The organism is Streptomyces sp. NPDC048255, from assembly GCF_040652415.1.
Taxonomy (GTDB): domain Bacteria; phylum Actinomycetota; class Actinomycetes; order Streptomycetales; family Streptomycetaceae; genus Streptomyces.
This window is the reverse complement of sequence record NZ_JBEZMA010000004.1, coordinates 184,062-210,058: the sequence shown is the minus strand read 5'-3', so window position 1 is coordinate 210,058 and position 25,997 is coordinate 184,062. Positions and strand designations below refer to the sequence as shown.

The 25,997-nt window shown below is 72.4% G+C and carries 23 protein-coding genes and 1 riboswitch; of the genes, 15 read left to right on the top strand and 8 right to left on the bottom strand.

Annotation, left to right across the window (positions count from 1 at the left end; all coding sequences use genetic code 11):
- Positions 1–5: 5 nt before the first annotated feature.
- On the bottom strand, positions 6–2,960 hold the full coding sequence (locus tag AB0D94_RS06305) for a BTAD domain-containing putative transcriptional regulator (RefSeq protein WP_362046280.1): 2,955 nt from the start codon (positions 2,958–2,960) through the stop codon (positions 6–8).
- 140 nt (positions 2,961–3,100) lie between these two features.
- On the opposite strand from AB0D94_RS06305, the gene AB0D94_RS06300 reads away from it, so the two are divergent.
- Together AB0D94_RS06300 and AB0D94_RS06295 are read left to right on the top strand one after the other, a co-directional pair.
- Complete coding sequence (locus AB0D94_RS06300) at positions 3,101–3,481, top strand: hypothetical protein (RefSeq protein WP_362046278.1); 381 nt, start codon at positions 3,101–3,103, stop codon at positions 3,479–3,481.
- 62 nt (positions 3,482–3,543) lie between these two features.
- Positions 3,544–4,260, top strand: a complete 717-nt coding sequence (locus AB0D94_RS06295) for a hypothetical protein (RefSeq protein ID WP_362046276.1) — start codon at positions 3,544–3,546, stop codon at positions 4,258–4,260.
- 41 nt (positions 4,261–4,301) lie between these two features.
- Here the strand turns inward: AB0D94_RS06295 and AB0D94_RS06290 are convergent, their stop codons facing one another.
- Complete coding sequence (locus tag AB0D94_RS06290; RefSeq protein ID WP_362046273.1) at positions 4,302–4,829, bottom strand: hypothetical protein; 528 nt, start codon at positions 4,827–4,829, stop codon at positions 4,302–4,304.
- Between the two features lie 213 nt (positions 4,830–5,042).
- On the opposite strand from AB0D94_RS06290, the gene AB0D94_RS06285 reads away from it, so the two are divergent.
- Positions 5,043–5,660 (top strand): hypothetical protein, encoded by a 618-nt coding sequence (locus AB0D94_RS06285; protein WP_362046270.1) that lies wholly within the window; start codon positions 5,043–5,045, stop codon positions 5,658–5,660.
- Positions 5,661–5,815: 155 nt separating this feature from the next.
- On the opposite strand, the gene AB0D94_RS06280 is transcribed toward AB0D94_RS06285, so the two are convergent.
- The 4 genes from AB0D94_RS06280 to gcvT form a co-directional block, all read right to left on the bottom strand.
- Positions 5,816–7,198 (bottom strand): L-serine ammonia-lyase, encoded by a 1,383-nt coding sequence (locus AB0D94_RS06280; protein ID WP_362046267.1) that lies wholly within the window; start codon positions 7,196–7,198, stop codon positions 5,816–5,818.
- A gap of 292 nt (positions 7,199–7,490) precedes the next feature.
- Positions 7,491–8,747: a serine hydroxymethyltransferase gene (gene glyA, locus AB0D94_RS06275; RefSeq protein WP_362046264.1), complete on the bottom strand. Its 1,257-nt coding sequence runs from the start codon at positions 8,745–8,747 to the stop codon at positions 7,491–7,493.
- Between the two features lie 15 nt (positions 8,748–8,762).
- The gene (gene gcvH, locus AB0D94_RS06270; RefSeq protein ID WP_362046261.1) at positions 8,763–9,143 is read right to left on the bottom strand and encodes a glycine cleavage system protein GcvH; all 381 of its coding nucleotides are present in this window, start codon (positions 9,141–9,143) and stop codon (positions 8,763–8,765) included.
- Between the two features lie 112 nt (positions 9,144–9,255).
- Complete coding sequence (gcvT, locus tag AB0D94_RS06265) at positions 9,256–10,371, bottom strand: glycine cleavage system aminomethyltransferase GcvT (RefSeq protein WP_362046258.1); 1,116 nt, start codon at positions 10,369–10,371, stop codon at positions 9,256–9,258.
- 165 nt (positions 10,372–10,536) lie between these two features.
- A riboswitch (glycine riboswitch) is annotated at positions 10,537–10,640 on the bottom strand.
- Positions 10,641–10,821: 181 nt separating this feature from the next.
- Between gcvT and AB0D94_RS06260 the strand changes: the two genes are divergently transcribed.
- The 11 genes from AB0D94_RS06260 (at position 10,822) to AB0D94_RS06210 (ending at position 23,156) form a co-directional block, all read left to right on the top strand.
- The gene (locus AB0D94_RS06260; RefSeq protein ID WP_362046488.1) at positions 10,822–11,502 is read left to right on the top strand and encodes an AAA family ATPase; all 681 of its coding nucleotides are present in this window, start codon (positions 10,822–10,824) and stop codon (positions 11,500–11,502) included.
- 149 nt (positions 11,503–11,651) lie between these two features.
- The gene (locus AB0D94_RS06255) at positions 11,652–12,398 is read left to right on the top strand and encodes an enhanced serine sensitivity protein SseB (RefSeq protein ID WP_362046255.1); all 747 of its coding nucleotides are present in this window, start codon (positions 11,652–11,654) and stop codon (positions 12,396–12,398) included.
- Between the two features lie 61 nt (positions 12,399–12,459).
- On the top strand, positions 12,460–13,200 hold the full coding sequence (locus AB0D94_RS06250; RefSeq protein WP_031150347.1) for an enhanced serine sensitivity protein SseB C-terminal domain-containing protein: 741 nt from the start codon (positions 12,460–12,462) through the stop codon (positions 13,198–13,200).
- A 474-nt stretch (positions 13,201–13,674) separates the two neighbouring features.
- The gene (locus tag AB0D94_RS06245; protein WP_362046251.1) at positions 13,675–14,667 is read left to right on the top strand and encodes an ABC transporter permease; all 993 of its coding nucleotides are present in this window, start codon (positions 13,675–13,677) and stop codon (positions 14,665–14,667) included.
- A gap of 41 nt (positions 14,668–14,708) precedes the next feature.
- Positions 14,709–16,475 (top strand): ABC transporter substrate-binding protein, encoded by a 1,767-nt coding sequence (locus tag AB0D94_RS06240; RefSeq protein WP_362046248.1) that lies wholly within the window; start codon positions 14,709–14,711, stop codon positions 16,473–16,475.
- A gap of 146 nt (positions 16,476–16,621) precedes the next feature.
- Complete coding sequence (locus AB0D94_RS06235; RefSeq protein WP_362046245.1) at positions 16,622–17,623, top strand: ABC transporter permease; 1,002 nt, start codon at positions 16,622–16,624, stop codon at positions 17,621–17,623.
- An 89-nt stretch (positions 17,624–17,712) separates the two neighbouring features.
- Positions 17,713–18,735: an ABC transporter ATP-binding protein gene (locus tag AB0D94_RS06230; RefSeq protein ID WP_362046484.1), complete on the top strand. Its 1,023-nt coding sequence runs from the start codon at positions 17,713–17,715 to the stop codon at positions 18,733–18,735.
- Positions 18,736–18,740: 5 nt separating this feature from the next.
- Positions 18,741–19,829 (top strand): dipeptide ABC transporter ATP-binding protein, encoded by a 1,089-nt coding sequence (locus tag AB0D94_RS06225; protein WP_362046480.1) that lies wholly within the window; start codon positions 18,741–18,743, stop codon positions 19,827–19,829.
- A gap of 414 nt (positions 19,830–20,243) precedes the next feature.
- A complete protein-coding gene (locus tag AB0D94_RS06220; protein ID WP_362046242.1) occupies positions 20,244–20,900 on the top strand; it encodes a trimeric intracellular cation channel family protein in 657 nt (218 codons plus the stop codon).
- Between the two features lie 47 nt (positions 20,901–20,947).
- Complete coding sequence (locus AB0D94_RS06215) at positions 20,948–21,805, top strand: thioesterase family protein (protein ID WP_362046239.1); 858 nt, start codon at positions 20,948–20,950, stop codon at positions 21,803–21,805.
- Between the two features lie 187 nt (positions 21,806–21,992).
- A complete protein-coding gene (locus AB0D94_RS06210) occupies positions 21,993–23,156 on the top strand; it encodes a cysteine desulfurase family protein (protein ID WP_362046236.1) in 1,164 nt (387 codons plus the stop codon).
- Positions 23,157–23,180: 24 nt separating this feature from the next.
- Here the strand turns inward: AB0D94_RS06210 and AB0D94_RS06205 are convergent, their stop codons facing one another.
- Positions 23,181–23,849 carry a peptidoglycan recognition family protein gene (locus AB0D94_RS06205; RefSeq protein ID WP_362046233.1) on the bottom strand — a complete coding sequence of 223 codons (669 nt, stop codon included), beginning with the start codon at positions 23,847–23,849 and terminating at the stop codon, positions 23,181–23,183.
- A gap of 69 nt (positions 23,850–23,918) precedes the next feature.
- Between AB0D94_RS06205 and mnmA the strand changes: the two genes are divergently transcribed.
- On the top strand, positions 23,919–25,049 hold the full coding sequence (mnmA, locus tag AB0D94_RS06200) for a tRNA 2-thiouridine(34) synthase MnmA (RefSeq protein WP_362046230.1): 1,131 nt from the start codon (positions 23,919–23,921) through the stop codon (positions 25,047–25,049).
- Here mnmA and AB0D94_RS06195 read toward each other — a convergent pair.
- Positions 25,046–25,996, bottom strand: a complete 951-nt coding sequence (locus tag AB0D94_RS06195; protein ID WP_362046227.1) for an NADP-dependent oxidoreductase — start codon at positions 25,994–25,996, stop codon at positions 25,046–25,048. The two genes, mnmA and AB0D94_RS06195, sit on opposite strands and share 4 nt — an antisense overlap.
- Between the last annotated feature and the right edge of the window lies 1 nt (position 25,997).

The window sequence follows — 25,997 nt, the reverse complement described above, 5'->3', positions numbered from 1 at the left end:
CCCCGTTACACCGGCACCTCCGCCAGCGTCGACTCCAGCCGCGCCAGCAGCGGCCGTGCGTCCATCCGGCGGCAGCTCGCGAGGGCCTCCTCCAGTACGGCCCGGGCCCCGGCCGCGTCGCCCGAGGCCAGCAGGGCGCGCGCCAGCGGCTCCACCGCCAGGGCCCGCACCAGGCTCTGCCCCGAGCGGCGGCCCAGCTCGTCCGCCGCCCGCAGCTGACGCAGGGCCTCGGCCGCCTCCCCCCGGTCCAGGGCGATCCGGCCGAGCCCGATGCGGGCCGCGCTCTGCCCGGCCAGGTCGCCGCTGCCCCGGGTGTGGGCCAGGACCTCCCGGAAGCCCGCCTCGGCCTCGTCCAGCCGGCCGAGGGTCCGCTGGGCGTCGGCGACCCAGCGGAGCATGCACATCCGGGGCCAGGCCGCGCCGCCCAGCTCCGCCACCGCCAGGGCCTCGCGCAGCACCGGCAGGGCGTGCCCGCCCTCGCCGCGGGCGAGCAGCACCTGGCCGATGCCGCGCAGCGCGTGGGCCTGGCCGTAGCGGTCGCCCGCCGCCTCGAACACCACCGCGATCCGCCGGCACCGCCGCATCGCCTCGTCGAGCCGGCCCTGGATCCGGTCCAGGTAGGAGAGCAGCCAGCCCGCGTACGCCGCCCCGTGCGCGTCGCCGAGCTCCTCGAACAGCGCCTCCCCGGCCGTCAGTACGGCCCGGGCCGGCCCCCACTCCTCGCGGCAGGTCCGGTGCCGGCCCAGCCCGACCAGCATCACCGCCTCCCCGGTGCGGTCCCCGGCGGCCCGCGCGGCGGCCAGCCCGAGCTCCTGGACCGTCTGCCAGCCGGCCAGGTCGCTGCGCAGGTCGAAGAGGTACTCCCCGGCCGCCGCGAGCTCCCAGCAGGCGTATGGGTCCACCCGCGCGGCCTGCCGTACGGTCGCCACCAGCGCCTCCCGCTCCGCCCCCAGCCAGCGCACCGGCTCGGCCCGCGGCCCCGCGAGCACCGCCGGGTCCGGTACGCGGGCGGCCGTCCGGCCGCCGAGCCCGGGGTAGTCCAGGCCCTGGTGGGCCCGCCGCCCCTCGCGCACCAGCGCCACCCAGCAGGACAGCACCCGGCGCAGCGGCTCGGCCCGCGGCGGCCCCGCGAGCTCCCGGCCGAAGGCGCGGACCAGGTCGTGCATCCGGTAGCGCTGCTGCCCCGCCTCGTCCCGGCCGGCCACCTCCAGCAGGTGCGCCGCCACCAGGGCGTCCAGGGCCTCCTCCGCCGCGCCGAGGCGGCACCCCAGCACGGCCGCCGCCGTCCAGGCCGCGCAGTCCGGGGCGTCGAGCAGGGCGAGCCCGCGCAGCAGGGCCCGGGCCTCGCCCGGGAGCGCGCGGTAGCCGAGCCGCAGCCCGGCCCGCACCCCGTCGAGCACGTCCAGCCGGGCCCGTTCGTCGCCCAGCCGGGCCGCCAGCCGGGCCAGTTCCCGGTGCGGCAGCGCGGCCAGTTCGGCCCCGACGATCCGCAGGGCGAGCGGCAGCCGCCCGCACAGCCGCACCAGCTCCCGCGCCGCCTCCGCCTCGGCGGCCACCCGCCGCGCCCCGGCGATGTGCGCCAGGAGCCCGAGCGCGTCCCGCTCGTCCAGGAGCGGCAGGCCAAGGGCGACCCGCAGGTCGAGCCCGGTCAGCCGGTGCCTGCTGGTGACCAGTACGGCGCAGCCCGCCCCGGGGAGCAGGGGTTCGACCTGGGCCTCGCCGCCCGCGTTGTCCAGGACCACCAGCACCCGACGCCCCGCGAGCAGGCTGCGGTACAGGGCCCCGCGCTCCCCGGCGTCCGCGGGCACCGCCCGGCCGTCCACGCCGAGGCCGCGCAGGAAGCCCGCCAGGACCTCCGCCGGGTCCGCGGCCGCCGTGGGGTCGGCGCCGCGCAGGTCGGCGTAGAGCTGCCCGTCGGGGAACTCCTCGCGCAGGCCGTGCGCGACCCGCAGGGCGAGCGCGGTCTTGCCGATGCCGGGCGGCCCGGTGACCAGGCAGACGCCGCCCTCGGCGGCGCGCAGCCCGCGCCGCAGGGTGCCGGCCTGGCTCTCCCGCCCGACCAACGCCAAGGTCTGGGCGGGGAGTTGGGCCGGGACGGCGGGGCCTCGGGGCGGTTCGGCCCGCGGGGGCGGGGCGCTGCCGGTGCCGTGCAGCTCGGCCCGCGAGAGCGGGGCGTCGCCGGTCCCGTGCGGTGCGGCCGGCACCCGTACCGGCCGCGGCCCGCGCAGTGCAGGGGCGTCGGCGAGGACCGCCGCGTGCAGGGCCCGCAGTTCCGGGCCGGGATCCAGGCCCGCCCGGCCGGCGAGGTGCCGGCGGGCCCGGTCGAAGGCCTCCAGCGCCTCCCCGCGCCGCCCCGACCGGTACAGGGCCAGCATGTGCAGCTCCACCAGCCGTTCCCGTAAGGGGTGTTCGGCCGTCAGCCCGGCCAGCTCGGTGCACACCCGGGCGTGTCGGCCCAGCTCCAGATCCGCGGCCAGCGCCCGCTCCACGCAGTCGAGCCGCTCCTGCTCCAGCCGGGCCGCCGCCGACTCGAAGATCCGCCCGCGCAGCCCGCCCAGCGCGACGGGGCCCCGCCACAGCTCCAGCGCCCCGCCGAGCAGCCGCCGCGCCTCGGCCGGGTCGGCGGCGGCTTCCGCAGCCGACCGCAGGTGCGCGAACTCCCGTACGTCCAGAGCTGCTTGACCGGGATCCAGGACGAAGCCGGCCTCCGTGCGGCTCACGGAGGCGCCCGAGCCCGCGAGCCGTCTCCGCAGCGCACCCGCCGCGTTCTGCAGCTGCTCCCGCGCCGTGGCCGGCGGGTCGTCCCACACCGCCTGCGCCAGCCCGGCGGCCGGCACCACCCGGCCCGCCTCCAGCGCCAGCGCCGCCAGCACGCGCCGCCCGCGCGGCCCGGCCAGCTCCAACGGCCGGTCGTCCAGGGTGACGAGCACCGGGCCCAGCAGGGAGAAGACCAAGGCCATGGCGGACTCCGCGGCACTGCGTGGTGGACGGATGGCCGGCGGATGGGCCGCCGGTGGGCGCCGATCGTAGCCTCTCGCCACCCGCCGGAGCAGGGGTGGATCCCCTTCCGCTTCGGCTGCCACCCAGAGAGGACACCCCCATGCCCCTCCGCACGCGCACCGCCTCCCGGGGCGCCGCGCTGCTGACCGTCGCGCTGCTCGCCCTGGCCGGACTCACCGCCCCCGAGGCCTCGGCCGCCCCCGCCGGGCCCACCGTCGCGGTGGCGATGGGCGACAGCTTCATCTCCGGCGAGGGCGGCCGCTGGCTCGGCAACACCGACCGCTACCAGGGCGCCCGCAACGGCACCGACCGGGCCTGGACCGGGGGTTCGGACTACGACCCCGCCAAGGTCTACGGAGCCACCGGCGAGGTCGGCGGCTGCCACCGCTCCGACGTCTCCGAGATCGCCACCGCCCCGCTGCCCGGCATCGAGCAGCGGGTCAACCTGGCCTGCTCGGGGGCCGAGACGGCAACGTCCTGAGCGCGGCGGCGGGCGGGCAGCCCTACCAGGGGGAGGCCCCGCAGACCGATCAGCTGGCCGCCGTGGCGCGGACCTCGCGGGTCAGGCTGATCGCCCTGTCCATCGGCGGCAACGACCTCGGCTTCGGCCGGATCATCGGCGACTGCGCGTACGACTGGTACTTCAAGCGGCTGTGCTGGAAGAAGCAGGCACCGGTGGTCGAGCACCAGCTGCCGGGCGTGAAGGTCAAGGTCACGGCGGTCGTGGACGACATCCGGGCCACGATGCGGGCCGCCGGGTACGCGGACGGCGACTACCGGCTCGTCCTGCAGTCCTACCCGTCGCCGATCCCGGGCGGGGAGTCCTTCCGGCTGGACCAGAACGACTCGGACCGGATGTTCAAGGACGGCTGCCCCTTCAACGACCGGGACGCGGACTGGGCGGCGTACACCCTCGTCCCCAGGATCGGCGACATGGTCAAGGCGGTGGCGGGCGCGCGCGGCACCGACTACCTGGACCTGAGGGACGCGCTGGCCGGACACGAGGTGTGCGCGCTGGGCACGGAACAGGTGGGCCAGGGCGGGCCGGACCCGCGTGAGCACGAGTGGTTCCGCTTCCTGGACCACGTCAACACGCAGGGCACGCTGGATGAGTCCATGCACCCCAACGCCCACGGCCAGCGGGCGATGGCGGCCTGCCTGGGCCTGGTGGGTGCGGCGGCTCCGGGCCGGTACGCGTGCACGCAGGACTGGTTCGGCGACGGGGACCCGAGCATGATGCGGATCCGCCCGGCGGGCTGACACGGGGCGCCCGGGGCCTGCGAGGCCCCGGGCGGCCCTTCTCAGCAGACGTTCGGGTGCGAGATGTCCACCACGAGCCGCTCGGGCGAGTGCAGGACGGTGGTGCTGTAGTACGGCTTCGTGTCGAAGGCGGCGCCGAAGGTCACGTAGCCCTCGTAGTCGCCGGTCAGGGCGATGCCCTTGAGCTTGCTCAGGTAGATCTTCTGGAGCCGCGGGCCCCGGTAGACGTTCTGACCCGCGTCGTCGTGCCCGGCGGCCGGGTTCAGGCGGATCTCCAGGAAGTGCTTCCCGGCCAGCGGGACGGGCTTGCCGGACCCGTCGTAGAACAGCTGGGAGACGGGAGTGACGGTGACCCCGGGGACGTAGCCCTCGATGTCGATGACGAGCCGGTCGTACGTGCAGTGCCCGCCCCAGCGGGCGTTGACGACCAGCGGGGTCTGGGTGCTGGCGGCGGTGGCCGTGGTGGCGGCGGATGCCGGGGCCGCGAGCGCGATCCCGGCGGTGAGCAGGGCACCTGTGGCCAGGGCCACGAGCTGCCGACGGCGTAGACGAGAACGTAGGCGGTTCATGACGTCCCCCCGATTCTCCAGAGACGGGGACAGTGCTGTCACCCGTAGAGACACCGGCCGGACGCCGATGGTTGCACCCCGGGGGCGGAAGATGGCCGTCCGGTTCCTGCCCGCCGTCGGCGGCCGGGAAGCCGCGAATCCTCGGGTGCGCAACTCGCTTTGATGGCAGGGTGGTTGACTGACCGAGGGCCCCGTGTGACTGGAGAGAACCGGATGCGTCTTCACCGCTTTCCCCGCCGTGTACTGGTCGCCGCGGCCCTCGTCCTGGCGGCCACCGCCTGCGGCGGCGACGCGGACGGCGAGGTCTCGCAGGAGGGTGCGGGGGGCTACCCCTGGAAGGCCACGGACGAGATCTGCAACGCGCTGCCGTACGGGGAGCTCGCCGATCCGCTGGGCGCGCGGGAGGAGGCCGCCGACCGGAACAAGAGGGCGGGCGGGGGCTCCCCGGGCGTGCAGTGCGTCCAGCCGCTCGTCGAGACCGGCCCGGCGAAGTACGGGAACGTCAAGGTGGAGCTGGACCTCTCCTACGGCAACAGCGTCGACTTCGCCAAGGACGTCTTCGGCAGGGTGAAGTCCGACCCGGCCCGGGTGCAGCCGGAAGGCGGCCTGGCCGAGGTGCAGGGGGTCGGCAAGGAGGCGTACCGGATCCTCTTCAACAAACCGACCGAGCTGCGCCAGGTGCGCGAGCTGCGCCTGCGGGACAGCAACCTGATGATCGACGTGACCGTCACGGCCGAGGCCCGTACGCCCCCCACCCCCGAGAGCCTGAAGGCCTTCGACGCCTCGGTGGACGACTTCGCCCGGGGCGCCCTCAAGGCCCTGCGCGGCTAGCCGCGGGGGCGCGGGGGACCGTAGGGCCACGAGACCGAGGGCCGCGCGCAGCAGGGCCGCGCGCAGCAGGGCCGCGCGCAGCAGGGCCGCACCGGCGGCCCCGGCGCACGCGCGCCGGGCCCCCGCGGGTCACCCGGACGGGATCAGGGACGGGATCAGCACTCGATGACGTTGACCGCGAGGCCGCCGCGGGCCGTCTCCTTGTACTTGACCTTCATGTCCGCACCCGTCTCCTTCATGGTCTTGATGACCTTGTCGAGGGAGACCTTGTGGGTGCCGTCGCCGCGCATCGCCATCTTGGCGGCAGTGACCGCCTTGACCGCGGCCATGCCGTTGCGCTCGATGCACGGGATCTGGACCAGGCCGCCGACGGGGTCGCAGGTGAGGCCCAGGTTGTGCTCCATGCCGATCTCGGCCGCGTTCTCGACCTGCTCGGGGGTGCCGCCGAGGACCTCGGCGAGGGCGCCGGCCGCCATGGAGCAGGCCGAGCCCACCTCGCCCTGGCAGCCGACCTCGGCGCCGGAGATGGAGGCGTTCTCCTTGAAGAGCATGCCGATCGCGCCCGCCGCGAGGAGGAAGCGGACCACGCCGTCCTCGTCCGCGCCCGGCACGAAGTTCGTGTAGTAGTGCAGGACCGCCGGCAGGACGCCCGCCGCGCCGTTGGTCGGGGCGGTCACCACGCGCCCGCCCGCCGCGTTCTCCTCGTTGACCGCCATCGCGTAGATGGTCGTCCACTCGCTGCGGTGCATCATCGGGTCGCCCTCGGTGCGCAGCTGGCGCGCCGTGGAGGCCGCCCGGCGCTTGACGCGCAGGCCGCCGGGGAGGATGCCCTCGCGGGACATGCCGCGCGAGACGCAGGACTGCATGACGCGCCAGATCTCCAGGAGGCCCTCGCGGATCTCCCCCTCCGTACGCCAGGCCTTCTCGTTCTCCAGCATCAGCGAGGAGATCGACAGGCCCGTCTCGTTCGCGAGGCGCAGCATCTCGTCGCCGGAGCGGAAGGGGTACTTCAGCACCGTGTCGTCGAGCTTGATCCGGTCCTCGCCGACCGCGTCCTCGTCCACGACGAAACCGCCGCCGACCGAGTAGTAGGTCTTCTCCAGCAGCGGGGTCCCGGCGGCGTCGTACGCGAAGAGCGTCATGCCGTTCGCGTGGTACGGCAGCGAGCGCCGGCGGTGGAGGATCAGCTGGTTCGGCTCGTCGAAGGCGATCTCGTGGCCATCGCCTATCTCCGCGCCCAGCAGGCGCAGGCGGCCGCTCTTGCGGATGCGCTCGACCTCGTCGTCGGCGGTCTCGACGTTCACGGTGCGGGGGGAGTGCCCCTCCAGGCCAAGGAGGACCGCCTTGGGGGTGCCGTGCCCGTGGCCGGTGGCGCCCAGCGAGCCGTACAGCTCCGCGCGGACGGAGGTGGTCTGGGCGAGGAGACCGTCCTTCTTCAGCCGCGTCACGAACATGCGGGCGGCCCGCATCGGACCCACGGTGTGCGAGCTGGACGGACCGATGCCGATCGAGAAGAGATCGAAAACGGAAATGGCCACGTTGGCGGACTCCCGGGTCATCCCCGCGGTGGCGGGGAACGGACCGTCCAGTCGCTCTCGCAGCGTAGCGAGGCGGCCGACGGAGTGTGCGGAATGTGCAGGGATTGCGGGCAAAGATCGCCTCGTGGGCGCCCTTGCCCCGGTTAATCAGCGTACGTCAGTTCGTGAGGGGCTCGGTTACGCCGACCTGTACGGCGGCTTTCGCGGCCCCGACATCGAGGACCGCGCCCCGGACCACGGGAAGGGCCCGGCCTGTGCGCAGACAAAGGCCGGGCCCCTCCCGTGGCGCTGCTTAGAGCGTCGGGTACAGCGGGAACTTCGCGGCGAGCGCGGAGACGCGCGCCTTGAGGTCCTCGCTGTCGTAGGCGGGCTTCAGCGCGGCCGCGATGATCTCCGCGACCTCGGTGAAGTCCTCCGCGCCGAAACCGCGCGTGGCCAGCGCCGGGGTGCCGATCCGCAGACCCGAGGTGACCATCGGCGGCCGCGGGTCGTTCGGGATGGCGTTCCGGTTGACCGTGATGCCGATCTCGTGGAGCCGGTCCTCGGCCTGCTGGCCGTCCAGCTCGGAGTTGCGCAGGTCGACCAGGACCAGGTGGACGTCCGTACCGCCGGAGAGGACGGAGACGCCGACCTCGGTGACGTCGGGCTGCACCAGGCGCTCGGCGATGATCTTCGCGCCCTCCAGGGTGCGCACCTGGCGCTCCTTGAAGTCCTCCGAGGCCGCGATCTTGAAGGAGACGGCCTTGGCCGCGATCACGTGCTCCAGCGGGCCGCCCTGCTGACCCGGGAAGACCGCAGAGTTGATCTTCTTGGCCAGCTCCTGCGTCGACAGGATGACACCGCCGCGCGGACCGCCGAGGGTCTTGTGCGTGGTGGTGGTGACGACGTGGGCGTGCGGCACCGGGTTCGGGTGCAGACCCGCGGCGACCAGACCGGCGAAGTGCGCCATGTCGACCATCAGGTACGCGCCGACCTCGTCCGCGATGCGGCGGAAGGCGGCGAAGTCCAGCTGGCGCGGGTACGCGGACCAGCCGGCGACGATCAGCTGCGGCTTGGACTCCTTGGCGAGGCGCTCGACCTCGGCCATGTCCACCTGGCCGCTCTCGTCGACGTGGTACGGGACCACGTTGTAGAGCTTGCCGGAGAAGTTGATCTTCATGCCGTGGGTCAGGTGACCGCCGTGGGCCAGGTTCAGACCCATGATCGTGTCGCCCGGCTTGAGCAGCGCGAACATCGCGGCGGCGTTCGCCTGCGCACCCGAGTGCGGCTGGACGTTAGCGGCCTCGGCGCCGAACAGCGCCTTGATCCGGTCGATCGCGATCTGCTCGACCACGTCGACGTGCTCGCAGCCGCCGTAGTAGCGGCGCCCGGGGTAGCCCTCGGCGTACTTGTTGGTCAGGACCGAGCCCTGGGCCTCCATGACGGCGACCGGAGCGAAGTTCTCCGACGCGATCATTTCCAGGGTGGACTGCTGGCGCACGAGCTCGGCGTCGACGGCGGCGGCGACGTCCGGGTCGAGCTCGTGGAGAGGGGTGTTCAGTACAGACATCAGGGTCCCCTGGGGTCAGTTACCGGCGGTGAGGGCGGCGTACTCCTCGGCGGAGAGCACGTCCTTGGGCTCCTCCGAGATGCGCACCTTGAAGAGCCAGCCACCCTCGAAGGGAGCGGAGTTCACCAGCGAGGGGTCCTCCACGACGTCCTGGTTGGACTCGACGATCTCGCCGGAGACGGGGGAGTACAGGTCGCTGACCGACTTGGTCGACTCCAGCTCGCCGCAGGTCTCGCCCTCGGTCACGGTCTCGCCGACCTCGGGGAGCTGGGCGTAGACGACGTCACCGAGCGCGTTGGCCGCGAACTCCGTGATGCCGACCGTCGCGACGCCGTCCACGGCGTCCGACAGCCACTCGTGCTCCTTGGTGTAACGCAGCTTCTCGGGGTTGCTCATGACCTGATTCTCCTGGATGCGGGGGAGTGGATACGAACAGTGGTCTTGGGTACTGAGACGGAGCCGTACGGCTGCCCGGAGGCCCTGCCGTACAGCGGAGATCGTCGCGGAACTACTTCTGCCGCTTGTAGAACGGCAGGGCCACGACCTCGTACGGCTCATGCGTACCGCGAATGTCGACGCCGACGCCGGAGGTGCCGGGCGCGGCGTGCGCCGCGTCCACGTACGCCATCGCGATCGGCTTGCCCAGGGTCGGGGAGGGCGCGCCCGAGGTGACCTCGCCGATCACCTGGCCGCCGGCGACGACCGGGAACCCGGCGCGCGGGACGCGGCGGCCCTCGGCGATCAGGCCGACCAGCTTGCGCGGCGGGTTCGTGGCGGCGCGCTCGGCGGCGGCCTCCAGGGCGGCGCGGCCGACGAAGTCGCCCTCCTTCTCGAACTTCACGACCCGGCCCAGCCCCGCGTCGAACGGGGTGAGGGAGGTGCTCAGCTCGTGCCCGTACAGCGGCATGCCCGCCTCCAGGCGCAGGGTGTCGCGGCAGGACAGGCCGGCCGGGACCAGGCCGACGCCCTCGCCCGCCTTGGTCAGCGCCTGCCACAGCTCCACGGCGTGCTCGGGGGAGACGAACAGCTCGAAGCCGTCCTCGCCCGTGTAGCCCGTACGCGCGATCAGCGCGGGCACCCCGGCGACCGTGCCCGGCAGGCCGGCGTAGTACTTGAGGCCGTCCAGGTCGGCGTCGGTGAGCGAGGCGAGGATGCCGGGGGACTCCGGGCCCTGCACCGCGAGCAGCGCGTAGGCGTCGCGGTCGTCACGGACCTCGGCGTCGAAACCGGCGGCGCGCTCGGTGATGGCGTCCAGGACGACCTGGGCGTTGGAGGCGTTGGCGACGACCATGTACTCCGTCTCGCCCAGGCGGTAGACGATCAGGTCGTCGACGATTCCGCCGTCCTCCTGGCAGATGTGCGTGTAGCGGGCGCGGCCGACACCGACGGTCGAGATGTTGCCGACCAGCGCGTAGTCCAGGACCTTGACGGCCTCGGGGCCGGTCAGCGTGATCTCGCCCATGTGGGAGAGGTCGAAGAGGCCGGCCTTGGTGCGCACGGCGTTGTGTTCGTCGCGCTCGCTGCCGTACCGCAGCGGCATGTCCCAGCCCGCGAAATCGGTCATGGTCGCACCGAGGGAACGGTGCAGCGCATCGAGGGCGGTCAGACGGGGGGCAGTGCTCATGGGTGTGGCTCCCGGGTCCCAGGGCATCGACATGACATGACGAGGACGTTCCTCCCCATCTGTCATCGGAACCTGAGAGGTTCGCCGAGAGCCCCCGGTCACCGGGGAGCGTCGACTTGCACCTTGGGTGGAGCTGCTGCGGCGCAGCTCGCTTTTCAGATCTGCCTCATCCACGCGGTACGGGGCCTGAGAGATTCAAGGGAGGTTCTTGCTCCTTCGGCGCCCGCGCACGGCCTTGCGGCGTGCCGGGACTCTCCCGCGCGGATTCAAGCGGCCGGTATGCAGTTGGTCCAGATGGCGCACATCATTGCACGCCACGGTCGTGATCGGGCGTGCGGGCCCGGAAGTCTGTCCGGGCTTCGGACGGCCGGACCGGAACCGGGACTGCCGGATTACCGTCTCTTTACACTCAGTGGGCAAGGGTCCTGGTGACCCGATTCGGGGGAGGCGATCACTGTGCGGAGATTCGGACTGCTGGCGACGACCGGGACCGTGGACGGGGTACCGCCCCAGCGCGGCGCGCGCGGGCGCACCACCGCGCCGGAAGCCGGTCTCGGCCGGGTCCGGGACCTGCGCGGGCCGGGCGTCGGCGGCCCCCAGCGGCTCGGTTTCGCGGAGGGGGACATCGTCGTGGTCTCCGGCCTGCCGGGCGGCGGCAAGAGCACCCTGATCAAGCGGGCGGCCGCCGCGGGCGGCTCCATCGATTCCCAGGACACCCGTGAGCGCTGGGAGCGCCGGATGCCGGCCGCGCTGCCGTACGCCGTGTACCGGCCGCTGGTCCGGGCCGACCACTACTGGGGGCTGTGGCGGACCCTGCGCTCCGGCGCCTCGGTCGTCGTCCACGACTGCGGTACGCAGACCTGGGTACGGGCCCTGCTCGCGGCCTCCGCGCGCCGCCGGGGCCGGGCGCTGCACCTCCTGCTGCTGGACAGCAGCGCCGAGGAAGCCCTGGCCGGGCAGGCCGCCCGGGGCCGGCACGTGTCCGCGTACGCCTTCGCCCGGCACCGCGGGGCCGTGGCCCGCCTGCTCCGCGACGCCGAGTCCGGCCTCCCCCCGGCCGGCTGCGCCTCGGTGACCCTCCTGGACCGCCGCTCCGCTGCCGCGGTCAGCCGGATCGCCTTCCACGGCTGAGCGCCGGTGCCGGGCTCTGCCCGGACCCGCGTGAAATCCAGCCCCTCCGGCGTTTGAGGAGCGGGGTCTGGGGCGGAGCCCCAGCAGCGGCGCCGCACCGATAACCTCGGCACGACGTTCGGCGGGACCACAGACGGAGGCAGCGGCACATGCAAGGCAACGGCAGCGGCGGCGGCTGGCCGGACAATGAGCTGGAGCAAGTGCTCGGGGCGGCGCTCGGGCAGCCGGACGCCGGGGGGCGGATCCTGGAGGTGCTCGGGCGCAGCATGGTCTGGGTGCCGCTGCCCGGCGGCGGCGGCCCCGACTCGGCCGGCCTCAGCCTGCCCACGATGGACATCGGCGGGGCGGCGTACGTCCCGGTGTACAGCTCCGAGGCCCAGTTCCGCGCCTGCGTCGGCCCCGGCATGGACTTCGCCGTGGCCCCCGCCGTCGAGTTCGCCCGCGGGCTGCCCCCGCAGCTCGGCATCGCCGTGAACCCCGAGGGCGCCGTCGGCGTCCCGCTGCCCCCCGCCGCCGTCGCCGAGCTGTGCCGCACCGGCCGGACCCCGCTCGACGGCCCGGCCACCGGCGGCCGGGTCCGGCTGTACGAGCCCGACTGGCAGGACGACCCGGTGGACTTCCTGGCCGCCGCCGCCGAGGAGTTCCGCGCCGTCGGGGCGGTCGCCGCGGCCCACCGCTGCCTCGCCAGCGTCGAGGGCGGGGAGCCGCAGCTGTTCATCGGCGTCCGCCTGGTGGGATGGGACCCCGGGACGCAGAGCGCCCCGATGGAGGCCCTCGGGCGGGCCCTGGCCCGCGTCCCGGCGCCCTGGCCCGTGCAGTTGATCCTCCTGGACGCGGCGCAGGACCCGGTGACCGACTGGATTCGTGAGCGCGTACGCCCCTTCTACGTCCCGTAGCGCCGCTTAAGCTGTTCACGCGTTGACGACGGGCGGAAGAAGAGACGAAGAGGGGTACCGGGTGAGTGCGTCAGGCACGGCCGCGGCCGGGCAGGTCGAGCACATGCTGCGCCAGGTGACTCCCGGGCGCTATGAGAGCTACGAGTCACTCCTGCACGCCCTCGCCGAGGGCCGGCTGTGGATGCTGCTCTGGCAAGGGCGGCCGGGCTCCCCGGACGCCCAGTACGGGGGCATGGAGGTCGAGAGCCTGGGTTACGCGCCCTGCGTGACCTCGCCCCAGGAACTGGCCGCCAGCGGCTGGAACCGGGGCTACGAGGTGGTCACCGGGCGGGACATCGCCCGCGCCCTCTACCCCGACCGCTGGGGACTGTGGCTCAATCCGCACGCCCAGGGCGGCGGCCTCGGCGTTCCCTGGGCCGACCTGCGCCGGATCGCGACCGGCCTGGACCGGATGCCGGCCGGGCCGCTGCGGCTGTCGGAGCCCGCCATCGAGCTCCCGCAGTTCTACGGGCTGCTGACCCAGCACGCGCACCGCACGCCGGCCGTCCGGTCGCTGCGCCGGGCCTGGGTGCAGCCGGCGCTCGGGTCGCCGTACCTCGCGGTGGGGCTCGACCTGTACGACGCCTCCGCGCCCGCGCTGGAATCCGTGCGGGAGATGATGCGCCAGTCGGTAGGCGTGGTCCCCGAGGGCGTCCCCGTGTGCACGGTCGCGCTGGCCGACGAGCACGACCCCGTCGCGATGTGGCTGCGCGCGCAGACCCGCCCCTTCTACGACCGCGAGGGCCAGGCCCCGTCGTACTGACCGCATCCGCATATTGAGACATCCGTCTCGAAGGCCGCACCGGAGCTCATCGGTGCGGCCTTCGGTATATCCGGGAATGCGCCCAAGAACCATGCCGCAAATGGCAGTTGGGCGGGATGTCCGTTCCGGGCCGAACGGGCAGTGTTTCACCGCTCAACAGAGCCCACGGTTCGGATAACGGAAGGTGTCGGTGCAGATCACGGTTGCGCATCACATCCCCGGGAGGTCTGGCGGGCGATTGAGCGACCGATGAAGACTCCCCACCCAAGAGCCGGTCAGTCCTCCGAGACCCGGCTCGGTACGCGCACTTCGCTTGTTGCTCCGCACAGCACTGCCCGCACTTCCTGCATGTAATTCCTGCATTTCACACGCGTCCTGTGTATCCCACGCACTCCGAGCGCCACTCCGCACCAACGCCGCCACAGCGGCGGGCATGGGCCGGCCACCCGTCGGCCGAGAGGGGTCCCCACCACGATGACGGCACCACTGCATGACACGAGCGCGGAAACCCCCGCTCCCGTGTCCGTAGCCGATGTCCCTGCCAAGGCCATCGAAGGCCGCTCGCCCGGCCGCATCGCCTGGATGCGGCTCAAGCGCGACAAGGTCGCGCTGACCGGCGGCGTGGTCGTGATCCTCCTGATCCTGGTGGCAATCTTCGCGCCGCAGATCGTGAGCCTGCTGGGCCACCCGCCCAACGAGTTCCACGAGGACCTGATCGACCCGGACCTGGGCACGCCGATCGGTTCGTTCGGCGGCATGAGCTCCGACTTCCTGCTGGGCGTCGAACCCACCAACGGGCGCGACGTCTTCAGCCGGATCGTCTACGGCGCCCGGATCTCGCTGGTCGTCGCCTTCCTGGCGGCCTTCGTATCGGTCGTCATCGGCAGCCTGCTCGGCGCGCTCGCCGGCTTCCTCGGCGGCTGGGTCGACGGCGTCATCAGCCGCGTGATGGACCTGCTGCTGGCCTTCCCGCAGCTGCTGTTCACCATCGCCCTGGTCTCCGTGGTGCCCAACTCCCTCTGGGGATTCGAGGGTTCGGGCGTCCGCATGGGCGTACTGGTCGTCGTCATCGGCTTCTTCGGATGGCCGTACATCGGCCGCATCGTCCGCGGTCAGACGATCTCCCTGCGGGAGCGCGAGTACGTCGAGGCCGCACGCAGCCTCGGAGCAGGCCGCGGCTACATCCTGATCAAGGAGCTGCTGCCCAACCTGGTCGCCCCGATCCTCGTCTACGCGACGCTGATCATCCCGACCAACATCCTGACGGAGGCGGCCCTCAGCTTCCTCGGCGCCGGCGTCAAACCGCCGACGGCCTCCTGGGGAAAGATGCTCTCCGACGCCGTCCCCATCTACCAGGACGACCCCATGTACATGGTGGTCCCCGGTATCACGATCTTCATCACCGTCCTGGCGTTCAACCTCTTCGGGGACGGGCTGCGTGACGCACTCGACCCCAAGGGCAGCTGAACAGCTTCAACGATTCACCCACCTATGGAGGTTGGACAACCGTGATCCGCAGAAAGCAGGCACTCGCGATCACCGCCGTGATCGCCGCCCTGTCCCTGACCGCCGCGTGCGGTGGCAAGGACGGCGAGAAGAAGCCCGAGGGCAAGGGCGGCGGCGCCGCAGCCTTCAACGCCGCCACCACCGGCGTCGTGAACCCTTCCGACGCCAAGGGCGGCGAGCTCAAGCTCTGGTCCCCCCAGGACGTCGACTACCTCGACCCGGCGCGTGCCTACTACGGCTTCGTGTGGAACATGCAGCGCCTCTACGTGCGCCAGCTGCTCGCGTACGACAGCAAGCCGGGTGAGGCGGGCACCAAGCTGGTCCCGGACCTCGCCGAGGCCCTTCCGGTCCTGAGCAACGACGGCAAGACGTACACCGTCAAGCTCAAGGACGGGGTGAAGTTCGACGACGGCACCCCGGTCACCTCGAAGGACATCAAGTACGGCATCGAGCGCGTCTTCGCGCAGGACGTGCTGTCCGGCGGTCCCACCTACCTGATCGACCTGCTCGACCAGGGCCAGAAGTACCCCGGCCCGTACAAGGACACCGACCCGGACAAGATGGGTCTGAAGTCCGTCCAGACGCCGGACGACAAGACGATCGTCTTCAACCTGGCGAGCGCCAACTCCGACTTCAGCTACCTGCTGGCGATGCCGTCCTCCTCGCCGGTCCCGAAGGCCAGGGACGAGGGCGCCACCTACACCAACAAGCCGGTCGCCACCGGCCCGTACAAGGTGGAGAGCTTCACCGCCGGCAAGGGCGCCACCTTCGTCCGCAACGAGCACTGGGACCCGAAGACGGACACGATCCGCAAGGGTCTGCCGGACAAGGTCTCCTTCACGGTGACGACCAACCCGGACGACATGGACCAGCGCCTGCTGTCGGGCGACATCGACCTCGCGGTCGACGGCACGGGCATGCAGCAGGCCGGCAAGAACAAGGTCCTCAAGGACGAGGCGCTCAAGAAGAACGCGGACAACCCGTTCACGGGCTACATCCGCTACTTCGCCTTCCCGCAGACGGTCGCGCCGTTCGACAACATCGAGTGCCGCAAGGCCGTCATCTACGCGGCCGACCCGAAGTCCCTGCAGACCGCCCGAGGCGGCCCGACCAGCGGTGACCTCGGCGCCAACATGCTGCCGCCCGGCATCCCCGGCTCGGACAAGTCCTTCGACCCCTTCGGTCTGACGAAGGGCGAGCCGCAGGAGGCCAAGGCCAAGGAGGCCCTCAAGGCCTGTGGCAAGCCGGACGGCTTCGAGACCACCATCGCCGTGCGCAACAACCGCGCCCCCGAGGTGAAGTCCGCGGAGTCCCTCCAGGCGGCGCTCGCGAAGGTCGGCATCAAGGCCACGATCGACCAGTACGACGGCAAGCTCTCCTCCTCCACGATCGGTTCGCCCGAGAACGTGAAGAAGAAGAACTACGGAATCATCGTCATGGGCTGGGGCGCCGACTACAACTCCGGCGCGGGCTTCCTGCAGCCGCTGGTTGACGGATCGTTCATCCTGCCGAACGGCAACAACAACTACACCGAGCTGAACGACCCCGAGGTCAACGGGCTCTTCGACAAGGCCGCCGCAGCCGCGACGCCCGAGGCCGCGGCCCCGTTCTACACGGACATCAACAAGAAGATCATGGAGAAGGCCCTCTACCTCCCGATCAACTTCGACAAGGCGTTCGTGTACCACAACCCGCGCCTGACCAACGTCTACTTCAACGACTCCATGGGCAAGATCGACCTCGCCACCGTGGGCATCGCCGCCAAGTAGTCGCCGCCCCGGCGGAGAACCAACTCAGCACATAAGTAAGTGCCTTCACCGCACATGCGCTAGTCCGAAGGGCAGGTGAAGGCCGCAGGCGGTGGCCGCCGTCCCCACAAGGGGCGGCGGCCACCCGCCCCGGGCGGCCGACTGCAGTGCTCGTCTACCTCATACGGCGTCTGTTCAATGTCGCCGCCACGCTGCTGGTGGTCTCCGTGGTCACCTTCGGCATCTTCTTCGCGGTCCCGAAGCTGACCGGCAGCGACCCCGCGCTCATGTACGCCGGACGCGAGACCAACGAGACCGCCCTGGCGGGCATCCGCGTGAAGATGGGCTTCGACAAGCCGATCTCCGAGCAGTACCTGCTCTTCCTCAAGGGCATCTTCGCCGGCCGCGACTACGACGGCGGCACGGATGTCACGCACTGCGCGGCGCCCTGCTTCGGGTACTCGTTCAAGACCGAGGCGCCCGTCTGGGAGACCATGCTCGACCGGATGCCGGTCACCCTCTCGCTCGCCCTCGGGGCGGCCGTGATCTGGGTGATCGCCGGTGTGGCCACCGGCGTGGTCTCGGCGCTCAAGCGCCGGACCGCCATCGACCGCACCGTCATGGTCGGCGCGCTCGCCGGCGTCTCCCTGCCGATCTTCTTCACCGGCATGGTGGCCCCCGCGATCTTCGTCTACAGCCTCGGCTGGCTGGACGTCTCCAACTACCAACCCCTGACCGAGGATCCAGGAGCCTGGCTCAACAGCCTGATCCTGCCCTGGGTCACCCTGGCCTTCCTCTTCGCCGCCACCTACGCCCGCATCACCCGCGCCACGATGCTGGAGGTCCTCGGCGAGGACTACATCCGTACGGCCCGCGCCAAGGGGCTCAAGGAGGGCGTGGTCATCCGCAAGCACGCCCTGCGCTCCACCCTCACCCCGATCGTCACCATGTTCGGCCTCGACCTCGGCGGACTCCTCGGCGGTGCGGTGCTCACCGAGACGACCTTCAACTTCCAGGGTCTGGGAACGGCCGCCGTGGCGGCGATCGGCGCCGGCGACCTCCCCGTGATCATGGGAGTCACCCTGCTCGCCGCGCTCTTCGTGGTGATGGCCAACCTGATCGTGGACCTGCTGTACGCCGTCATCGACCCGCGCGTGAGGCTGACGTGACCGAGAACCCCACCTCTTCCTCCGGCACCGGTACCTCCGGCGAGCCCGCCTTCGTTCCCGAGCAGGCCGGGCCACGGGACGGGGCCTACCTGTCCGTGCGCGACCTCAAGGTGCACTTCCCCACCGACGACGGACTGGTCAAGTCCGTCGACGGGCTCTCCTTCGACCTCGAACGCGGCAAGACGCTCGGGATCGTCGGCGAGTCCGGCTCGGGGAAGTCGGTGACCTCGCTGGCCATCATGGGCCTGCACCGCACCGGCAACGCCCGCAGCCGCCCGCACATCTCGGGCGAGGTACGGCTCGACGGCGAGGACCTCGTCAGCGCCGACGCCGACCACGTGCGCCGGCTCCGCGGCCGCAAGATGGCCATGGTCTTCCAGGACCCGCTGTCCGCGATGCACCCGTACTACTCGGTCGGCGCGCAGATCATCGAGGCCTACCGGACCCACCAGGACGTCGACAAGAAGACGGCCCGCAAGCGGGCGGTCGAGATGCTCGACCGGGTGGGCATCCCGGAGCCGCACCGGCGCGTGGACGCGTACCCGCACGAGTTCTCCGGCGGTATGCGCCAGCGCGCGATGATCGCCATGGCGCTGGTCAACAACCCCGAGCTGCTCATCGCGGACGAGCCGACCACCGCCCTGGACGTCACCGTCCAGGCGCAGATCCTGGACCTGATCCGCGATCTGCAGAAGGAGTTCGGCTCCGCGGTCATCATGATCACGCACGACCTCGGCGTCGTCGCCGAGATGGCCGACGAGATCCTCGTGATGTACGGCGGCCGGTGCGTCGAGCGCGGCACCGCCGAGAAGGTGTTCTACGAGCCCCGCCACCCGTACACCTGGGGGCTGCTGGGCTCGATGCCCCGCATCGACCGCGACCAGACCGAGCGCCTCATCCCGGTCAAGGGATCGCCGCCCAGCCTCATCAACATCCCGAGCGGCTGTGCCTTCAACCCGCGCTGCCCGTACGCCGACGTCCCCAAGGGCGGCATCACCCGCACCCAGCGGCCCGAGCTGATCCAGGACGACAGCCGGCACTGGTCCGCCTGCCACATGTCGCAGGAGGAGCGGACCCGGATCTGGACCGAAGAGATTGCGCCGAAGCTGTGAGCGACATGAAGAAGACCGGCGCGCCGGAGGCCTCCGGAGAGGCGTCCGCGGAACCGCTGCTGAAGGTGACCGGGCTGGTCAAGCACTTCCCCATCAACAAGGGGCTGCTGCGCCGGCAGGTCGGGGCCGTCAAGGCCGTGGACGGGATCGACTTCGACGTCCGGCGCGGTGAGACGCTGGGCGTGGTCGGCGAGTCCGGCTGCGGCAAGTCCACCATGGGCCGGCTGATCACGCGGCTGCTCGAACCGACGGGCGGAACCGTCGAGTTCGAGGGCAAGGACATCACCCACCTCGGGGTGGCGGGCATGCGGCCGCTGCGCCGCGATGTGCAGATGATCTTCCAGGACCCGTACGGATCGCTGAACCCGCGGCACACGGTCGGCGCGATCGTCTCCGCCCCGTTCAAGCTCCAGGGCGTCACCCCGGACGGCGGGATCAAGGGGGAGGTGCAGCGGCTCCTGTCCCTGGTCGGTCTGAACCCGGAGCACTACAACCGCTACCCGCACGAGTTCTCAGGCGGCCAGCGCCAGCGCATCGGCATCGCGCGGGCGCTGGCGCTGAACCCGAAGCTGGTCGTGGCCGACGAGCCGGTCTCGGCGCTGGACGTGTCGATCCAGGCCCAGGTGGTCAACCTGCTGGACGACCTCCAGGAGGAGCTCGGCCTCACGTACGTGATCATCGCGCACGACCTGTCGGTCATCCGGCACGTCTCCGACCGCATCGCGGTGATGTACCTCGGCAAGATCGTGGAGCTGACCGACCGCAAGTCGCTGTACGAGTCCCCGATGCACCCGTACACCCGGGCCCTGCTGTCGGCCGTACCGGTTCCGGACCCGAGGAGGCGGGGCGCCAAGAGCGGCCGCATCCTGCTCAAGGGCGACGTGCCGTCGCCGATCTCGCCGCCGAGCGGCTGCCGCTTCCACACGCGGTGCTGGAAGGCGACGCAGATCTGCACCACGCAGGAACCGCCGATGCTGGCCCTGAAGACGGGCCACCAGGTCGCCTGCCACCACCCGGAGAACGCCCCGGACCAGGCCCCGGGCGACCAGCCCCTGCCGGGCGCCGCGGATGCGGTGGCGCTGGTGACGGAGTAACGACCGCCACGCCCAGGCGGGGCCGGAACCGCGCACAGCGCCCCGGCCCCGCCTGCGGGCACATCCAGCCCCGCCGAGGGCCGAGCCTGCGTCGGGCCGTCCGGCCTTGCCATGTTCCGAGGCCGCCGGGGGCAATTCCAGCCTTGCCGCGCGCTGAGGCCGGCGGGGGCAAATCCAGCCCCGCCGGCGTTTGAGGCGCGGGGTCCGGGGCGGAGCCCCAGGTCCTGAACCCGCACCGGCCCGGCGGCCAGAGCCACGGCGGCCAGAGCCACGGCGGCCGGAGCCACGGCGGCCGGAGCCACGGCGGCCGGAGCCACGGCGGCCGGAGCCACGGCGGCCGGAGCCACGGCGGCCAGAGCCCCCGCCCAGCCCCGCCGTGCGCGCCCCGCGCCATCGCCGGGCGACAATGACCCGGTGCTCCACGATCTCTTCCCGCCCGGGATCCAGCATGCCCTGGACCTCGCCGGCATCTTCGTCTTCGCCACCGCGGGCGCCCTGCTCGCCGTCCGCAAGAACTTCGACGTCTTCGGCATCGCCGTCCTCGCCCTCGTCACCGCCCTCGGCGGTGGCCTCTTCCGCGACCTGGTGATCGGCGCCGTCCCGCCGGCCGCCTTCGGCGAGCTCAGCTTCTTCGTCACCCCGCTGGTCGCCGCCGCGCTCGTCTTCTTCCTGCACCCCGAGGTCCAGCGGATCAACCGGGCCATCAACGTCTTCGACGCGGCCGGCCTCGCGCTGTTCTGCGTGACGGGCACCACCAAGGCCTACGAGTACGGCCTCGGCCTCACCGCCTCCGCCGCGCTCGGCCTGGCCACGGCCGTCGGCGGCGGCGTCCTGCGCGACGTCCTCGTCAACGAGGTGCCCTCGCTGCTGCGCGACCGCGAGATGTACGCCGTACCCGCCACGGTCGGCGCCGCGATGGTCGCCGTCTCCATCGGCCTGGACGCCCTCAACGCCTTCACCACCGGCCTCGCCATCGTGACCACGTTCGTCCTGAGGCTCCTCGCCATGCGGTACCACTGGCGGGCGCCGCTGGCCTGGAACCGCCGGTCGGCAGTGGCCGAAGAGCCGTAACAAAAGAAAGCTACCGCTTAGTAGCAAGCCGGTGTACCGTCGATTTCATGTCATACGCAGCGGCCCAGGCATCCATCGGCGACAGCGAGTTCGACCGCGACACCACCATCGTCCCGCGCGCGGACGAGCCCGGAGTGTACGACGCGGAGCTCTCCGCGGGATGGACGATCATCACCGCCGTCAACGGCGGATATCTGCTGGCCCTGGTCGGCCGGGCCCTGTCGGCGGCCCTGCCGCACCCGGACCCCTTCACCGTCTCCGCGCACTACCTGACCTCCTCCGTGCCCGGCCCCGCCGTGATCCGCACGCAGGTTGTGCGGATCGGCCGCACCCTTTCCACCGGGCAGGCCTCCCTCTTCCAGTACGACGAGAGCGGCGCCGAGATCGAGCGCATCCGCGTCCTCGCCTCCTACGGCGACCTCGGGGCCCTGCCGGACGACGTGCGCACGGTCGCGCTGCCGCCCGCCATGCCCGCCTACGAGGACTGCCTCGGCGCCGAGGCCGGCCCGGCCCCGATCCCCGGCAGCTCCGCCATCGTGGACCGGCTGCGGCTCCGGCTGGACCCGGCGACTGCGGGCTGGGCCGTCGGCGCGCCCTCGGGCAAGGGGGAGATGCGCGCCTGGTTCGAGCTGGCCGACGGCCGCGACGCCGATCCGCTGTCCATGCTCCTCGCGGTGGACGCGCTGCCGCCCACCGCCTTCGACCTGGGCCTGATCGGCTGGGCGCCGACCGTCGAACTCACCACCCACATCCGCCGCCGCCCCGCCCCGGGCCCGCTGCGGGTCTCCATCACCACCCGCAACCTGGCCGGCGGCTTCCTCGAGGAGGACGCCGAGGTCTGGGACTCGGCGGACCGCCTGGTGGCCCAGTCCCGCCAGCTGGCCCGCGCGCCGCGCCAGCAGTAGGCCGGCGCCGCCCGGCAACCCCGGTCCCGCCGGCGTTCGAGCCGCGGGGTCCGGGGCGGAGCCCCAGGAAGCGGAGAAAGGGCGGGGCGGGGACCGGCTCCGCGCAGCGGCCCCACTCGCCCCCGCCCCACAGGGCATGGCCCCGCGGGGCGGAGACCCGCCGGCGGACTCGTAGAATCGGGGGATCATGGCCTACCTCGACCACGCCGCCACCACGCCGATGCTGCCGGAGGCCGCTGCGGCGATGACCGCGCAGTTCGCCGCCACGGGAAACGCGTCCTCCCTGCACGCTGCCGGCCGCCGCGCCCGCCGCACCGTCGAGGAGGCCCGCGAGGCCCTCGCCGAGGCGATCGGCGCCCGCCCGAGCGAGGTGGTCTTCACCGCCGGCGGCACGGAAGCCGACAACCTCGCCGTGAAGGGCCTCTACTGGGCCCGCCGGGACGCCGATCCCCGCCGGACCCGGGTCCTCGCCAGCCCCGTCGAACACCACGCCGTCCTCGACGCCGTCCACTGGCTCGCGGAGCACGAGGGCGCGCAGGTCGAGTACCTGCCCGTGGACCGCTACGGGCGGGTGCACCCCGAGGCCTTCCGGGAAGCCGTCGAACGCGCCCCCGACACCGTGGCCCTGGCCACCGTCATGTGGGCCAACAACGAGATCGGCACCGTGATGCCGGTGCGCGAACTGGCCGCCGTCGCCCGGGAGCACGGGATCCCGCTGCACTCCGACGCCGTCCAGGCCTTCGGGCAGCTCGACGTCCGCTTCGGGGACAGCGGCCTCGCGGCCATGACCGTCAGCGGCCACAAGATCGGCGGCCCGTACGGCATCGGCGCCCTGCTCCTCGGCCGGGACCAGAGCCCCGTACCCGTCCTGCACGGCGGCGGCCAGGAGCGGCACGTCCGCTCCGGCACCCTCGACGTGCCGGCCGTCGCCGCCTTCGCGGTGGCCGCCGTCCTCGCCGCCGAGCGGCGCGAGCGCTTCGCCGCCGAGGTCGGCGCCCTGCGGGACGAGCTGATCGGCGCCGTCCGCGCGGCCGTGCCGGACGCGGTCCTCGGCGGAGACCCCGACGACCGGCTCCCGGCCAACGCCCACTTCAGCTTCCCCGGCTGCGAGGGCGACTCCCTGCTGCTCCTGCTCGACGCCCAGGGCATCGAGTGCTCCACCGGATCGGCCTGCACCGCCGGCGTCGCCCAGCCCAGCCACGTCCTGCTCGCCACCGGGACCGACCCGCAACTGGCCCGCGGCACCCTGCGCTTCTCGCTCGGCCACACCTCCACCAAGGAGGACGTCGCCGCCCTGGCCGCCGCCATCGGCCCGGCGGTGGAACGCGCCCGCACGGCAGGACTCAGCTAGTGCTGTGAGCCCAGGAGGACACCCTCAGGCGGCCTGGGTCCGCAGCGCCTCGCCGACCATGCGGACGTAGCGGTCCCAGTCCCAGTGGCGGCCCGGGTCCGTGTGGTCGGCGCCCGGGACCTCCGAGTGGCCCACGATGTGGGTGCGGTCCGCCGGTATGCCGTACCGGCGGCAGATGTCGGCCGCCAGCCGCGCCGAGGCCGCGTACATCGCGTCCGTGAAGTCCCGGGGGCGGTCCACGAAGCCCACGTGCTCGATGCCTATGCTGCGCTCGTTCATCGAGCGGTTGCCCGCATGGAAGGCTACGTCCAGCTCGCGCACCATCTGCTCGATGTGCCCGTCCTGGCGCACTATGTAGTGCGCCGACGCCTTGTGCCACGGGTTCTTGAAGGCGTCCACCGAGGACTCGAAGCCGCCCTGTGTGACATGGACGACGATCCGGTCCACCCGGTAGTCGTCCGGCCGGTCCGCCAGCCGCCAGTTCGCCGGAGAGGCCGCGGTCCAGCTCGCGCCCGCGTGGTCCAGCTCGCCCTCCTTGCGCGGCTTGGACACCCCCGGCAGCAGCCACCAGCCCCGCGCGATCTCCTCCCGGCCGGCGACGGCCGCGACCGTGAGCACCCCCAGCCCGCCGAACAGCACGGCTCTGCGGGTCCTGCCGCGCCCCGCTCCGGCCTTCTCGTCCTTGATCCCCATGTGATCCACCCCCCTGCACCCGATAACGCGCTGTGACCCCGCGCGGTTCCCCGTACTCTGGACGGTGCTATGACTGAGAACCTGCCGCGCACCGCCCGCCCCCTCCGTGTCCTGGCCGCCATGTCCGGCGGCGTGGACTCCGCCGTCGCAGCCGCCCGCGCGGTCGAAGCCGGGCACGACGTGACCGGCGTCCACCTCGCGCTCTCCGCGAACCCGCAGTCCTTCCGGACCGGCGCCCGCGGCTGCTGCACGATCGAGGACTCCCGCGACGCCCGCCGCGCGGCCGACGTCATCGGCATCCCCTTCTACGTCTGGGACCTCGCCGAGCGCTTCCGCGAGGATGTCGTGGAGGACTTCATCGCGGAGTACGAGGCCGGGCGCACCCCGAACCCCTGCCTGCGCTGCAACGAGAAGATCAAGTTCGCGGCGCTGCTCGACAAGGCCCTCGCCCTCGGCTTCGACGCCGTCTGCACCGGCCACTACGCCACCGTCGTACTGAACGAGGACGGCTCCCGCGAGCTGCACCGGGCCTCCGACATGGCCAAGGACCAGTCGTACGTCCTCGGCGTCCTCGACGAGAAGCAGCTCGCCCACGCGCTGTTCCCGCTCGGCGACACCCTCACCACCAAGGAAGAGATCCGCGCCGAGGCCGAGGAGCGTGGCCTGGCCGTCGCCAAGAAGCCCGACAGCCACGACATCTGCTTCATCGCCGACGGCGACACCCAGGGCTTCCTCGCGAACCGCCTCGGCAAGGCCGAGGGCGACATCGTCGACGAGTCCGGCGAGAAGGTCGGCACCCACGAGGGCGCCTTCGGCTTCACCATCGGCCAGCGCAAGGGCCTGCGCATCGGCCACCCCGCCGCCGACGGCAAGCCGCGCTACGTCCTCGACATCTCCCCGGTGAACAACACCGTCACCGTCGGCCCCGTCGAGGCCCTGGACGTCACCGCACTGACCGCGATCCGCCCCCGCTGGTGCGGCTCGACCGCCGCCGCCCCGGGCACCTACACCGCGCAGCTGCGCGCCCACGGCGGCGAGACCGAGGTCTTCGCCGAGCTCGTGGACGGCGAGCTGCGCGTCTCCTTCACCGAACCGGTCCGCGGCGTGGCCCCCGGCCAGGCGATCGTCCTCTACGACGGCACCCGCGTGGTCGGCTCCGCCACCATCGCCACGACCACCCGGGCCACCGCCGCCGTCTAGGCGACGGGTGCGGCCGGTGCGGCCGGTGCGACCGTCAGGACGATCTTGCCGGTGGTACGGCCCTGCTCGCCGATCTCGTGGGCCTTCGCGGCCTGCTCCAGCGGCAGGACGGTGTCGATGACCGGGCGGAGCCTGCCCTCTTCGGCCAGGGCGGCGATGGCCTTCAGACCCGCGGAGTCCGGCTCGACGAGGGTCCAGCCGGTGCGGAAGCCCTCGGCCCCGGCCGGCACGTCGTCCGGGCCGTTGAGGGTGACCAGGTGTCCGCCGGGCCGCAGCACCTTCAGGGAGCGGGTTCCGTAGTCGCCGCCGATGGCGTCGATCACGACGTCGACCCCGGACACCGCGTCCTCGAAGTCGGTGGTCCGGTAGTCGATCAGCTCGTCCGCACCGAGCGAGCGCAGCACCTCGTGCTTGGCGGCGCTGGCGGTCCCGATCACGTACGCGCCCAGGGCCTTGGCGATCTGGACGGCGAAGTGCCCGACGCCGCCGGCCGCCGCGTGGACCAGGACCCGCTGCCCGGCCTTCAGCCCGGCGGTGTCGGTCAGCGCCTGCCAGGCGGTGAGCGCGGCCAGCGGGAGGGCGGCCGCCTGGACGTGGTCGAGCGTCCCGGGCTTGCGGGTGAAGTGCCGGGCCGTGGCCGTCACGTACTCGGCGTAGCCGCCCGCCTGGGCCGGGAACCGCGGCATGCCGAAGACCTCGTCGCCCGGCTGGAACAGCGTCACGCCCGGCCCGACCGCCTCCACCGTGCCGGAGACGTCCCAGCCGACCTGCGGGACGGGGCCCCAGGGGATCAGGGCGCCGCTGGCGCGGGTCTTCCAGTCGACCGGGTTCACCCCGGCCGCGTGGACCCGTACCAGGATCTCGCCCATGGCCGGCTCCGGCCGCTCCAGCTCGGTCTCGGTGAGTACCTCGGGCCCGCCCCACTGGCTGACGACGACGGCGCGCATG

What these genes read in the sequence shown, in the direction of transcription:
- glyA (WP_362046264.1), bottom strand. Translation starts at nt 8,747, where the DNA reads ATGTCTGTACTGAACACCCCTCTCCACGAGCTCGACCCGGACGTCGCC.
- AB0D94_RS06195 (WP_362046227.1), bottom strand. Translation starts at nt 25,996, where the DNA reads ATGCGCGCCGTCGTCGTCAGCCAGTGGGGCGGGCCCGAGGTACTCACC.
- AB0D94_RS06245 (WP_362046251.1), top strand. Translation starts at nt 13,675, where the DNA reads ATGACGGCACCACTGCATGACACGAGCGCGGAAACCCCCGCTCCCGTG.
- AB0D94_RS06225 (WP_362046480.1), top strand. Translation starts at nt 18,741, where the DNA reads ATGAAGAAGACCGGCGCGCCGGAGGCCTCCGGAGAGGCGTCCGCGGAA.
- AB0D94_RS06210 (WP_362046236.1), top strand. Translation starts at nt 21,993, where the DNA reads ATGGCCTACCTCGACCACGCCGCCACCACGCCGATGCTGCCGGAGGCC.
- mnmA (WP_362046230.1), top strand. Translation starts at nt 23,919, where the DNA reads ATGACTGAGAACCTGCCGCGCACCGCCCGCCCCCTCCGTGTCCTGGCC.
- AB0D94_RS06255 (WP_362046255.1), top strand. Translation starts at nt 11,652, where the DNA reads ATGCAAGGCAACGGCAGCGGCGGCGGCTGGCCGGACAATGAGCTGGAG.
- AB0D94_RS06285 (WP_362046270.1), top strand. Translation starts at nt 5,043, where the DNA reads ATGCGTCTTCACCGCTTTCCCCGCCGTGTACTGGTCGCCGCGGCCCTC.
- gcvH (WP_362046261.1), bottom strand. Translation starts at nt 9,143, where the DNA reads ATGAGCAACCCCGAGAAGCTGCGTTACACCAAGGAGCACGAGTGGCTG.
- AB0D94_RS06290 (WP_362046273.1), bottom strand. Translation starts at nt 4,829, where the DNA reads ATGAACCGCCTACGTTCTCGTCTACGCCGTCGGCAGCTCGTGGCCCTG.
- gcvT (WP_362046258.1), bottom strand. Translation starts at nt 10,371, where the DNA reads ATGAGCACTGCCCCCCGTCTGACCGCCCTCGATGCGCTGCACCGTTCC.
- AB0D94_RS06215 (WP_362046239.1), top strand. Translation starts at nt 20,948, where the DNA reads ATGTCATACGCAGCGGCCCAGGCATCCATCGGCGACAGCGAGTTCGAC.
- AB0D94_RS06300 (WP_362046278.1), top strand. Translation starts at nt 3,101, where the DNA reads ATGCCCCTCCGCACGCGCACCGCCTCCCGGGGCGCCGCGCTGCTGACC.
- AB0D94_RS06205 (WP_362046233.1), bottom strand. Translation starts at nt 23,849, where the DNA reads ATGGGGATCAAGGACGAGAAGGCCGGAGCGGGGCGCGGCAGGACCCGC.
- AB0D94_RS06305 (WP_362046280.1), bottom strand. Translation starts at nt 2,960, where the DNA reads ATGGCCTTGGTCTTCTCCCTGCTGGGCCCGGTGCTCGTCACCCTGGAC.